This window comes from Lactobacillus sp. B4026 (genome assembly GCF_026535825.1).
Taxonomy (GTDB): Bacteria; Bacillota; Bacilli; order Lactobacillales; family Lactobacillaceae; genus Lactobacillus; species Lactobacillus panisapium.
Genome location: NZ_JAFNPD010000007.1, coordinates 84,015 through 95,628, shown reverse-complemented (window position 1 = coordinate 95,628; position 11,614 = coordinate 84,015). Strand labels below are relative to the sequence as shown.

The window sequence follows — 11,614 nt, the reverse complement described above, 5'->3', positions numbered from 1 at the left end:
TCTACCATATTTTTTTAATATCTAATTCATTTTAGTCACTTTAATTAATCGTGTACTTATTTACAAAGGCTAATCAAGCCAATTACTCCCGGCATCCAGTAATAATTTACGGCAAAAAAAGACAGCTCAACTTAATGAACTGTCTTTCTTGGGTTGGGTGTTCGTAAGAACAATTGGGTTAGCTGGATTCGAACCAGCGCATACTAGTACCAAAAACTAGTGCCTTACCGCTTGGCTATAACCCAATGCAATTGAGCTTTTACTTGACCGCTCAACATTTAATAGTATAGAAAAATGTCGTGCGCAAGTCAAGAGAAAAATTTATTTTTTCTGATTTGAGCTCACATGCGGTCGCTTAAGCAAATATTGCATTTCCTTAATTAGTTAAAACAAAGTCCTATTTTGCCCTAATTAATTAGCGCAAATTTTTACGTGGCACGGTAACTAAAACTTTTAAACTAAGTTTAGTTCATAGGCATTTCTGAGCCCATCTTTTGTTTGATCAATGCGAATGACGCCGCGATATTTAAAGCCGGCAGATTTAATCAGCGCCTGCATCCGGAGATTAACTGCATGGGTGTCAATGCGGAAATTTGGTATTCCTAAAAACAGGCCACGAGAAATTAAGTTAGAAATAAATATTTGTCCTAAATGCTGTCCGCGAAATTTAGCCGAAATCGCAATCCGGTGGATAGTGGCATACTGATCGGTTTCATTTTGCCACTCGCCGTCTATTGCAGCATAGCTAGGCTCAATACTAGTTTGCAAAACAGCAATACCGGCAACTGCTTGATCAACCATTAAACAATATGCCCGCTTTTTGACAATGTCATCCAGTAAAATTTGTTCATTCGGGCGACCATTTTGCCATTGCGGGATACCATCGCTTTTCAGCAATTGCTTTGCTTCATTAATAATTGCCATTATTTGCGTTAAATCATTTTCTTGCGCTAATCGAATATAAATTGCCATGCATAAATCCTCACTTTAATAATAAGGTTAATTTTAGCGCAATTGTTTCTTTTTAGCAGTAAAAAATAGGACAAAAAAAGACAGCCTCTTGCAGCTGTCTCAAAACCAAAATTATTTAATTAAGGTTTAAAACCAGTATTATACTTTTTATTCTTAGCAATATAAGTCGGTACGCTAATAAAATGCATTGAACAAATGTCATCAGTATGCGAGATGCTGAAACCATAGTAATTATAATCGCCATCGTGAAGCGAACCTTGCGTATTAAACAAGTCGCCGGCATGTTCCCATTCCTGGTAATTACTACGCTGCTTTCGTCCTTGCTCGCCACTGCCAGTATAGCCGAACATCATTTGCTTTAAGCCAAAATAGACGCTCTTTTTAAGTTCAGTCATTGTCATCGTATTATTTTGATTATAAAAGCCGGCCATGTCTTCAACGTAATTATCATTTAAATCTAGGCCGTTAGCTTTACATGCACGAACGATGCCTGGGACATAATGACTATCGCGAATGGTCTTCTTATTTACGGCATATTCAGTCGCAATATCTTGAGCCAACTTGCGCGCACCGATACTATCGCGCCAAGGATCTAACCCCAAGTCATTGCGAGCCTGATTGATCAGACGCAGAGAAAAGGTCGTTAAAGTATCGGTTTGTTCCGGCGTAAGCTGGCTTAAATCAACGATAGTTTGATCATCGGCCTTGGTTTCACCGTTTTTAATCCGACTAAAATCATTAGTATCCATCCCGCTCATTGAGGCATCAATAAACTCCTTAGATGGATTCCCTTGATAAGCCTGAAGCAATTCAGCTCTGGTATAACCCGCTGGCAATTTCATTGTAGCTTGAACATTGACATTTGGCTTAATCGTTTTAATAACTTTAGCATCCTTAGCTAAAAGCCAATGTGAATTATTACCTATCTTATAAGCTGTTAGCTTCTTTTTACCAATCTTCTTTTTACTGCTATATGGGTATTGATACTTAGGACTGGCATAATAATTGGAATGCTTTCCAGAAAGTTTATAAAGCCGGACTTTTTTATTTTTCTTTGTTTTGACAAAACCTTTAACTGTAGCAGCTGAAACTGGTGTAGGTTCATACAGTACAAGTGCAGGAATAGTTGTCAAAAAAATAACATTAATAATGGCAATAGCTAATTTGCTTTTTTTCATTTATCTTCCCTCAAGAGTATTTACTGATTGGCTCTGATGGCTTTATATGTCATTCTAAATCTATTTAGAATTTAATGCCAATTAATTTTTCCACTCAAAATAACAAAATTAGACAATTCAACCGTTAAAGCAAATAAATTAGGTGTAGTGCCAGAGGCATTTGTTGGAATTTAATCATTACTTACAATACACCCTTTAACCATATTGGTCGATTAACAAGCTAATTATACGTGAAATTCATATCTGTCGGAGATAATATACTGTTCCCCAGCATGAACAACATTATTATGCTCATCTTCAATGCAGACTTGCAAAAGAAGTAGCGGGAAGCCGATCGATTTCTTTAAAAATTTGGCTTCGCTTAAACTAGCTAGTGCAACACTAATAATCAAGTCGCGAGAATTCAACTTGGCAATTTGGTAGTTATCTTGCAAAATTTGGTACAAAGACTGACTTAGGTCTTCTTTTGCTAACCCAGCAAAACGTGGTAATGGGAAATAATTGCATTCCAACATAATTGGTTCGTCATTGACAGAGTGAACTCTTTCAATAAACAACGAATGCTTAGTTTCCAGAATTTTGCGTAACTTAGGTGGCGTTTCTACTTCCTTAACCTTGATTACCTCAACGCTTGCCTTAAAACCCTCTTTTTTGGCAATCTGAGAAAAACTTTCAGCTGCCGGTGAACTAATAATTCTTTTTACTTTTTGCGGTTTGCGGACAAACGTCCCAACTCCCTGGATTTTTTCGACTAAGCCGTCTTCAGCTAGTCCCTTAATTGCTTTACGCAAAGTAACCCGGCTAACTGCAAATTGTTCACTTAGCTCAAACTCATTTGGCAGTTTACTGTTAACGGGGTATTCACCAGTAATAATTTTTTGTCTGATTTTCTCCATTACCTGAGAATATAACGAACCTGTCTCTTTCAAAAGTCACCACTACCTATATCATTCTTTACTTTGCCCCAACGGCATTAGTTATCCAAAAACTTTTCTATCTATCCAGTTAAATTGTTTCTTTTTATTATGAACAGTATAAAACAAAATCAGATTAAAGTACGCTACAACTTTATGCGCAAATAGCTTTCATATTAGCCTTAATAGCATAGAAACTAACAATTCAGCTATTAAACTAACGAGCCATTCTTTCATTTTAACAGCTTGTTCCAGCAAAATTAGAAGGTGGTATGCTTTTAATCGCCGATAATCAAAAGTTGTCCTACTAGTTAAAGTCATTTTACTATATCAGTTAAAATAAAATTTGTAATAAAAAAGGATTCTACTTTTCATAGGATCCTTTTCTAATCACTTAAAATTGTTCAATTAACTTAATTAATAAGTCAACTTCCACATATAGCGACGCTTAGTTAATGGATGCTTTCTTGCTTTAGCTAATTCTTCAGCAAAGACGCGCATTACGCCGGTGTGAATCATTGGGTTGAAGTAGTCAATCACATTCTCACTAGCCACTTCATTTAAGCCATAATCTTTGGCATCAATATTAGTGATTTGTGCATCAAATCTTTGCAAGAAGGTCAATGCGCGGGCGTCTAAATGACGGGTTTTGCCATCATTCATGAACAACAAGTATGGTGCATCTTTTTCTGTAAGTTCAAATGGTCCGTGGAAATATTCACCAGTATGAACTGTTGGGGCAGCAATCCACTGCATTTCCATGAATAAGAACGAAGCGGTTGAGTATGCTACACCAAGTGAAGCACCGCTACTCAAAACATAAATTGTTTTTTCGTTCCGGTATTTTTCACCAAATTCTTTTGCCATTGGTCCAACTGACTTAACTGCATTTTCAATCAAATCTGGCATCCCTTTGAATGCGTCCAAAGCCTCATCGTAGAATTCATAGCCTTCAAATTCTTGTACAATCTCGACTGCCAAAGCCAAGCAGTAGGTCATCTTTTCAGTTTTAGCAGCATAGTTTTCGTGGAAGCCGTGAACTACCTTATATTCAGTTTCCTTAATAATAGGTGAATCTTCTGCCATTGATAAAGTTACGACATGGGTACCAAGCTCTCTGGCCTTCTTAGTAGCAGCAACTGATTCCGGTGTAGTACCACCAAGTGATGCTGTGATGACAATGGTATTTTCACCAACACCCTTTGGCGTATCATAGTTAAATTCATTGGCAGTATAAATCGCAGACAACAACTTAGTGCTTTCATGAGAAATAAAGTAGTAGCCTGGATACAAATCAGCCATTGAAGCACCACAGCCAACAAACAAAACCCGGTCAATGTTAGGTTGCTTTGACTTGATATCACTAACAATTGCCTTAACTTTTTCAAAATCCATAATAATTTTTTCTCCTATCAATAAAATCAAATTTTAAATAACTGGTTACCAATATTTAGTTAAAAATTCCTAATACACTCAGCAAGATACCGCCGACAATACAGATCACCATAATCCAAGCGGTATTAACCTTTTTCTTGATTAGGTAAAACATGCCAAAGGTAAAGGCCAAGGACAGCATCTGTGGGAAAATCGAATCCAACGTCGTTTGTAAAACAAAAGTCTTACCAAATTTAATTGGCGTCGTAATCCCAATCATTGTGGCAATCATGGCCCCAATTACCATCAAACCAACCACATTCATCAATGACATAATGCGGTTAATCGTTCCGTTGCCAATCAGCTTTTGGATATTCTTCTTTCCTTGCAGATAGCCCCATTTGCCGCCCCAATAAGTAACAGCAGCGGACGGAATGATGGAAATTATCATTGCCAGGATTGGACCAAAGATATTGCCTTGCTGGGCCATATTAACTCCTAACCCAAAAGCAATAATCTTTATTGTTCCTTGGAAAAAGGAATCACCAATTCCTGACAATGGCCCCATCAATGAAGTCTTTACACTGTTGATTGACTCCGGATCAAAGGTATCAGGATTTTCCGCATATTCTTCTTCCATTGCCGAAGATAAACCTAAAACAAACGAGGTTAACTGCGGAGTACAGTTGAAGAATGCCATATGCCGGTGATAGGCCTCTTTTTTCTTCTGTAATTTTTCTGGGCTATCCGGTTTTTCACCATAAATCTCATCAATTGTTGGCGCCATGCCGTACATAAAGCCCATGTTCATCTGCCGCTCATAGTTCCACGAAGTTTGAATGGCCCATGACCGCCAGAAGAATTGCCAAAATTTATGACGTAATTGCTTACTTGTGTGTTTTTGTTCAGCCATAATTTTTACTCCTATAATTCTTCCAAATCATCTAGGCTATCATCTTTGGCAGAAGAGCCAGAATCGTTATTACCATTATTATTCATAAACTTATTCAAGATAATTACTAAAATCACTGCAAAAATGGCAACACTGATTACCGACATCTTGCCGTATGCCGCAATAAAGAAACCTAAGAATAAGTAAACAGCATTTTTCTTATCAATCATGGTTGACATTAGTAACGCAAATCCGTATGCTGGCAAAATTTTACTTGCTAAGGTCAAGCCGTTTGTCAACCAAGCAGGAATCATTTTTACCAATGCGGTAACCGCATCGGTTCCTAGGTAGATTGCAAAAAAGATTGGGATGAAATAAAGCAAGCCATAAATAATTGGACCATAGACGATATGGTAACTACGGGCCTTTCTAAATTTGCCATCATCAATTGCTTTTTCAACTAGCGAGTTAAATGAAGAAAACAGCATTCTGACGACAATAGCAACCAATTGACCTAAAACCGCAACTGGCAAAGCCACAGTTAGTGCCGCTTGAGCACTTGTATGCGATAAAATCGCAAAAGCTGAGGCTACAACTGAGCCCAGAACCATATCGGGAGGAACAGCGGCTCCAACGGCCACAATCCCCATTGATACTAATTGCAGTGTGGCACCAACCATTAGTCCTTTGGCAGGATCTCCTAATGCCAACCCCACTAGGGTACTGATGATTAATGGTTGTTCAAAATTTTCACGTCCAAGAAGTCTTGAGTCGAACATGGCAAAAACACCAATTAGTCCGACGATTAATGCTTTCCAAAACATTTTTCTAGCCTTTCTTTCTAAATAACATTATTTAGAAGCTCTTTATTAGATGAAGGAACCTGTTGCATTGAAATCTTTATTCCTTGATCACACATCTTTTTTGATAATTTAACCTCTTCAGGCGTCAAGTAAACAGCATTGCTAAAGCGCTTGGCATCAGGCTTTGCTGGAATTAAGCCATAGTTAATTTCTTCAACTGGTCCAAATTGATCAATAAATTTACTCAATTCAGTGACATTTTCAAAGATCAACATAATGTTATCTTTCAAGGCCTTGATTTGATCGATTTTAGCAATTGCAGCATCGACACTAAAAACGTTTAAGCGAACATCTTCTGGTTTAGCTAACTTTAACGACATTTTCTTAAAATCATCTTTAGCAGTGGCTGTGTCAATTACGATTACGCGCTCAATATTTGCAAACTTGGTCCACGAAAATATTACCTGTCCGTGCAATAAACGGTGATCAACCCTAATTACCTTTATCATAATAAATCTCCTTCATCATCATCTTCGCTCATTAACTTATTAACTGATAAAACTCCCTTCTGTCCTTCGGCAATTGCCTCCAAAATAGCATCTTCACTATCCTGCGCATTCACTGTGGTAACTAAAGTAATAATCAGAGGTAAATTCATGCCAGTCAAAAGCGTTAAGTTATGGTGATCTTTTAATAACTGGATCATTTCATTATTAACAGATCCACCCAATACATCCGTCACAACAATAACTTTGTCCTCTTTACTTGCAGCAACAGATTGTTTGACTTCGGTAATAAAACCTTCGTCTTCGGAACCACTGCCATAAGCTTCATACGCCTCAAGATTGTCTTGCTTACCAGCAATCATCTCAACTGTATCCTTCATGCCTTTTGCAAGCTTGCCGTGACTAACTAAAATTATTTTCACTTCTTTTCACCCCTAATCAAAAATCAAATATTCTAAAATGTCTTTTCTAAAAGTATGATGTATTAATACGTATATCTAAATAATATTATAATGCCTAAATTCTGTAAAGCTTTTCTTTGAAAATAATTAAATTATTTTTGCATTATTATCATTTTAAAGCGGTGTCATTGCTTTTTAATGAGATTTTTAATTATTGATCAATCTTAAGGGTATTCTGCCAAAAGCTGCGCTCTTGTTAAGGGCTACAGCAATTAGCAGCATTACTTATACTCTTCTTTCCACATATAGCGCCGAGTCAGATAACTTTCATGTGTTGTATATGATAGTTCCCTCATATAAACGTTATTTAAGATAGAAGAAAAAATTGAATGGTTAAAATATGGGGCAATCTCTTCTGGGAGATCATCTAGGCCAATTTCTTTACCATCTAATACGTATAATTTCTCTCCAGCAAATCTTTGTTCAAATCTTAAAGCACGTTCATCCTCTGGACGCGTTTTTCCAGTAGCGAGCAATTGAAAAATTGATTTTCCCTTATCGGTCACTTCAAATGGTCCGTTGAAGTACTCGTAGCTGTGAATGGTGGGTGAATTCAACTGCAGCATTTCTTCCAAATTACAAATCGAGAAGATATAAGCGGCTCCATAGGCGGGCCCGCTGGCAATAACGTAGATTGTCCTTTGCTTTTTATTTAATTCTGCCCATTTTTTGGCTAAAGGAGTCGTGTATTCGACCGCCCTGCGGTAAATTGGATCTAAATCGGCAAAAGCCGCCATCGCAGCTGCATAATTATCATAGCCTTCTACTTCATTTAATACATTCATAGCAATACATAGACCAATACTGCTATTAACCCGTTCAATCCTACTTTCATCAAGTGCCAAACTCTCATACTTAATTTGGTAGTCAGAGTAGTCTAATAGTGCTGATTTTTCCACATATAAGGAGATTGTGGTTGCGCCCGCATTTTGTGCAATTTGGGAAGCAGCAATTGTTTCCTTAGTACCTCTCATTGAACACAAAACTACTAAGGTGTTTTGGTCCAGATTTTTCGGGGCTGCATAAATAAATTCACCACTGGTATACATTGCGGTAAAAATGTTTTTTGCTTCTTGTTGCAAAAAATAATTAGCTGCATAAAAGCCACCAAATGAGCCACCAGCTCCTACCCACAAAATTTGTTTAATCTTGCCGTGCTTTGCTATCTTGGCTATCGCCTGCTTGACTACTTTTTTCACTTCTTCTTGTATTTTCATCTTTTCCTCCCTTAAAATGATACCTGTATCTTTTAATTATCATAATAAAGCGCTTTATTTAAAAAGTAAAGGCCAAAAATATAATACATGTATTTATTTTTAGCAAATAAAAACTAACACCTGTGCTTAAGTAAACTTCTTTTGCTATAATATTAATAAACTAATTAAGGTATAGGCAGATTTATGTTAGAAAAAGAAGAAGGACATACGCCCCTTTATATTCATTTAGCGGATATTATCAAAAAACGCATTGATGACAAAAAGTATCAAGAAGGTCACGCGATCCCCTCAGAAATGACTTTGCAAGAGGAATTCAAATTAAGCAGGACTACTGTGCGCAAGGCATTAAAATTATTGTCTGATCAAAATATTTTGATTAAATTACCGGGAAAAGGAACTTATGTTTCAGATCAGGGTAACGAGGTCAAAACACAGAATCATCATTTTTCTAGTCTCACTGATAGCGTAAAAAAAGCCGGAAAGACGATGTCTACCCGGCTAATTAGCGTTCAGGAAGTCCCAGGTCAACCTGAGCAAAGAAGTTTTTTGCAACTACAAGACGATGAGCAATTAATTGAAATTAAACGGTTAAGATACATTGATGAGGTGCCTTTCTGCGTTGAGTGGATTTGGCTGCCACCTAAATTTGCCGGGATTGAAAAATCTGATCTTGATTCGCCGTTATACCAACTATTGAAAAAGAACTTCATGGTATCTCCAAGCACAGGCAAAAAAACTTTTAAAATTACTTTTGCCACTAGAGAAGAATCTTTCTTATTAAACGTAGACGAAAAAACAGCCTTAATGCAAATTAAAGACTTTGTGTATGATAATCACAACTTGCCAATGCACATTTCGCAACAAGTTTTGCGCAGTGACAAGTTCACTTATGCCATTGATCATTAAAATTAACTACCAAAAAAGGGCCTAGTCGAATTGACTAGACCCTTTTTACTTATTAAGTTGTTATTTATATTTATTGTCTATTTCAGGCGATTAGTACCAGCCATTTGCTTGCCAAAAGGCCTTAGCAGCTGACCATGAACCATACCGGTTAGCAACGTAACTGTTGGCAACACGTTCTTGGTTGGCAGCAGAGTAGTCACCGTTAAGGTATGAAGCTGAAAGTTGGTATTTACCAATGTATTGGCCGTTTTGAGCACTGTATGAGCCGCCTGATTCACGATTTGCAATCCATGCCTTAGCAGAAGATTCATAATCAGAACCACCAGCATAATTTTGAGTAGTAGCATTGTAAGAAACATTTGTGCTAGCTGTATTTGCAGCACTGTTATCAGCAACTACTGCTTCTTGGTTAGAAGCGTTTTCTGGGTAATAACCTTTGTTAACATACTCAGCTTTTACCCATTGATTCTTACCCAAGTCATACCACTTGTGACCATTTTTATCATAAGCAGTTTTAATAACTTTCCATGAAGAATTACTTGGTAAAATTTGCCCAGTAGCTTCAGGAGTCTTGTAGCTGTTCCAAACGTGGATTGAGTTACCATCAACGTAGTTAACAGTTACGACTTCTGCATCATTTTCTACTGTTGCAGCGTGAACAGTTTCCTGATTTGCACTGTTCATTGCAACTACACCAGTAACTGATACAGCTGCTACTGCCGCCGTTTTAGCTAAGATAGATTTTACCTTCAAAAAATATCTCTCCTTAATAAAAAAACCCTATCTTTTTTCTATATCAAACTAACAAGTAAAGTTCTTACTGATCAATTTGATTGTATATATACTACAGCGTAAAAATTTCAGAATCATAACAAAGTTATCACTCGATTTTTAAAAAAAAGTTACTTGGTAAAAATTGCTTGTCATATTTGTAACATATTTATTACAGCAAACAGCATTTAGTAAGTTCCTATTATAGCAACTAATTACACTAAATTTGCTAAATACAAGAACGTCCGTTTGTACTAAGCAAATGGTCTAGACGAATTAGTAATTTGCAACAAAAATGAAAAACTTCTAGTCCGGCTTTTCATTCCTTGATCCAAAATGCTATAGTTAAATTATATTTTGGAGAAAGGAAACTAATTATGAGTAAATATACTGTTGAATTAGACGAAAAAGACATTCAAATGATTAAGGATTGTCACTTAAAGAACCCATCAATCATGAAGGCATTAGCAAATGCTAAAAAAATTGCAGATTAAGTTCTCTTAATTTGATGCAGTAAAGCTTCTCATATAAAGAAGCTTTTTTCTTTACCCAAAAAAGCCTTTATTTAGTGACCACTAAAACAAAGGCTTTTGGTATTTATCCGTGTTAATCTACCGCTATTTAAGAAAAAATTGATTTATAAGAATAATCGACTTTTCCCATATATTGTCTAAAATCTGTGTCATGGGCTCTCTTTAATGCTAGTTGATCACGGTACAGAACGCCCATCTTGTAAAAGACAAATGGGTTAAAGTAATCAACAACAGCATCGTCAATAACTTCCATGCCAAAGTTTTTAGCATCAATAATTTCAATTTGCCCGTGATATTTTTGAATAAAATCTCTGGAACGAGTATCCAGAACCCGATTTTTCCCCACATTGACACATTGAATGAATAATTTATCATCTTGCAATACTTCGAATGGACCATGGAAAAATTCGGCTGAATCAATAAAAGCACAATCCATCCATTGCATTTCCATCATAGAACAAATCGCAAAGCCATACGCTTGTGATCTTGCTGCACCAGAACCTAGAATATACATAAAATCCTGTTTACGATACTTTTGCGCAAATTTTTGGGCAGCTGGCAGCTGATATTTCTCCGCATTAGCAATAATCTGATCAATTTTACCTAGGCCGGCAAGCATCTGGCTATAATTTTGGTAAGTATCCTCTGTTTGATGCAAGTATTCGTTTAAAATACGCAACTCCATTCCCATTGGAACATCTTGTTGTGACGTCTTTTCATCCCACTCATAGGTATAAAAAACATCGTATAAGTCAGGATTAGCAAGCTTTGATTCTGGGTCATGACTAATAGCAATGACAAACGAACCATTCTGTTTAGCCAATCTTGCTGCTTCAATTACTTCTGGCGTATTACCGCTATGAGACAAGACAAAGGTTACGCTATGCTCATTCCAGCGTGGCGGATCAGTCAACGTTAATTCCCTTGCTGGCAGATAGGTGGAATGGAGCCGGCGACTCTCTTTTTCAATAAAATAGTGTGCCGGATAAAGATCATTTAATGAGCCTCCGCAAGCTGCAAAATAAAAGTCGCTTATCTCACGCTCAGTTAACTTCTTAACTAGTTCTTGTTCATTTAATTTCATTTT

At 36.8% G+C, this 11,614-nt stretch carries 12 protein-coding genes and 1 tRNA gene; 1 reads left to right on the top strand and 12 read right to left on the bottom strand.

The features are described 5' to 3' along the window. Nucleotides 1-173 precede the first annotated feature (173 nt). The 10 genes from J3U69_RS07145 to J3U69_RS07100 form a co-directional block, all read right to left on the bottom strand. Nucleotides 174-245: transfer RNA gene (locus J3U69_RS07145), tRNA-Gln, on the bottom strand. A 208-nt stretch (nt 246-453) separates the two neighbouring features. Next, nucleotides 454-972, bottom strand: a complete 519-nt coding sequence (locus tag J3U69_RS07140; RefSeq protein WP_267413550.1) for a GNAT family N-acetyltransferase — start codon at nt 970-972, stop codon at nt 454-456. A gap of 119 nt (nt 973-1,091) precedes the next feature. Then, entirely contained in the window at nt 1,092-2,150 is a 1,059-nt protein-coding gene (locus tag J3U69_RS07135) for an SEC10/PgrA surface exclusion domain-containing protein (RefSeq protein WP_267410398.1), read from the bottom strand. A gap of 224 nt (nt 2,151-2,374) precedes the next feature. Further along, nucleotides 2,375-3,079: a GntR family transcriptional regulator gene (locus J3U69_RS07130; protein WP_220232803.1), complete on the bottom strand. Its 705-nt coding sequence runs from the start codon at nt 3,077-3,079 to the stop codon at nt 2,375-2,377. A 402-nt stretch (nt 3,080-3,481) separates the two neighbouring features. Next, nucleotides 3,482-4,459: an SIS domain-containing protein gene (locus tag J3U69_RS07125; RefSeq protein WP_103753080.1), complete on the bottom strand. Its 978-nt coding sequence runs from the start codon at nt 4,457-4,459 to the stop codon at nt 3,482-3,484. A gap of 55 nt (nt 4,460-4,514) precedes the next feature. Next, the gene (locus tag J3U69_RS07120; RefSeq protein WP_103753081.1) at nt 4,515-5,351 is read right to left on the bottom strand and encodes a PTS system mannose/fructose/sorbose family transporter subunit IID; all 837 of its coding nucleotides are present in this window, start codon (nt 5,349-5,351) and stop codon (nt 4,515-4,517) included. Between the two features lie 11 nt (nt 5,352-5,362). Beyond that, nucleotides 5,363-6,154 (bottom strand): PTS mannose/fructose/sorbose/N-acetylgalactosamine transporter subunit IIC, encoded by a 792-nt coding sequence (locus J3U69_RS07115; RefSeq protein ID WP_220220785.1) that lies wholly within the window; start codon nt 6,152-6,154, stop codon nt 5,363-5,365. A gap of 17 nt (nt 6,155-6,171) precedes the next feature. Next, nucleotides 6,172-6,642: a PTS sugar transporter subunit IIB gene (locus tag J3U69_RS07110; protein ID WP_103753083.1), complete on the bottom strand. Its 471-nt coding sequence runs from the start codon at nt 6,640-6,642 to the stop codon at nt 6,172-6,174. Beyond that, entirely contained in the window at nt 6,639-7,061 is a 423-nt protein-coding gene (locus J3U69_RS07105) for a PTS sugar transporter subunit IIA (protein WP_220220784.1), read from the bottom strand. Before J3U69_RS07105 ends, J3U69_RS07110 begins: the two co-directional genes overlap by 4 nt. 260 nt (nt 7,062-7,321) lie before the next feature. Then, the gene (locus J3U69_RS07100) at nt 7,322-8,317 is read right to left on the bottom strand and encodes a sugar isomerase (protein WP_103753085.1); all 996 of its coding nucleotides are present in this window, start codon (nt 8,315-8,317) and stop codon (nt 7,322-7,324) included. Nucleotides 8,318-8,500: 183 nt separating this feature from the next. Between J3U69_RS07100 and J3U69_RS07095 the strand changes: the two genes are divergently transcribed. Then, nucleotides 8,501-9,223, top strand: a complete 723-nt coding sequence (locus J3U69_RS07095; RefSeq protein WP_267413549.1) for a GntR family transcriptional regulator — start codon at nt 8,501-8,503, stop codon at nt 9,221-9,223. Between the two features lie 90 nt (nt 9,224-9,313). Here J3U69_RS07095 and J3U69_RS07090 read toward each other — a convergent pair whose 3' ends face one another. Both J3U69_RS07090 and J3U69_RS07085 read right to left on the bottom strand, forming a co-directional pair. Further along, nucleotides 9,314-9,976, bottom strand: coding sequence for an SLAP domain-containing protein (locus J3U69_RS07090; RefSeq protein WP_267413548.1), 663 nt, complete (start codon nt 9,974-9,976; stop codon nt 9,314-9,316). Between the two features lie 639 nt (nt 9,977-10,615). After that, on the bottom strand, nt 10,616-11,611 hold the full coding sequence (locus J3U69_RS07085; RefSeq protein ID WP_267413547.1) for an SIS domain-containing protein: 996 nt from the start codon (nt 11,609-11,611) through the stop codon (nt 10,616-10,618). Nucleotides 11,612-11,614 lie beyond the last annotated feature (3 nt).

Bases quoted from the DNA above. Each gene is read 5' to 3' on its own strand.
- J3U69_RS07140 (WP_267413550.1), bottom strand. From the start codon at position 972: ATGGCAATTTATATTCGATTAGCGCAAGAAAATGATTTAACGCAAATA.
- J3U69_RS07135 (WP_267410398.1), bottom strand. From the start codon at position 2,150: ATGAAAAAAAGCAAATTAGCTATTGCCATTATTAATGTTATTTTTTTG.
- J3U69_RS07125 (WP_103753080.1), bottom strand. From the start codon at position 4,459: ATGGATTTTGAAAAAGTTAAGGCAATTGTTAGTGATATCAAGTCAAAG.
- J3U69_RS07120 (WP_103753081.1), bottom strand. From the start codon at position 5,351: ATGGCTGAACAAAAACACACAAGTAAGCAATTACGTCATAAATTTTGG.
- J3U69_RS07115 (WP_220220785.1), bottom strand. From the start codon at position 6,154: ATGTTTTGGAAAGCATTAATCGTCGGACTAATTGGTGTTTTTGCCATG.
- J3U69_RS07110 (WP_103753083.1), bottom strand. From the start codon at position 6,642: ATGATAAAGGTAATTAGGGTTGATCACCGTTTATTGCACGGACAGGTA.
- J3U69_RS07100 (WP_103753085.1), bottom strand. From the start codon at position 8,317: ATGAAAATACAAGAAGAAGTGAAAAAAGTAGTCAAGCAGGCGATAGCC.
- J3U69_RS07095 (WP_267413549.1), top strand. From the start codon at position 8,501: ATGTTAGAAAAAGAAGAAGGACATACGCCCCTTTATATTCATTTAGCG.
- J3U69_RS07085 (WP_267413547.1), bottom strand. From the start codon at position 11,611: ATGAAATTAAATGAACAAGAACTAGTTAAGAAGTTAACTGAGCGTGAG.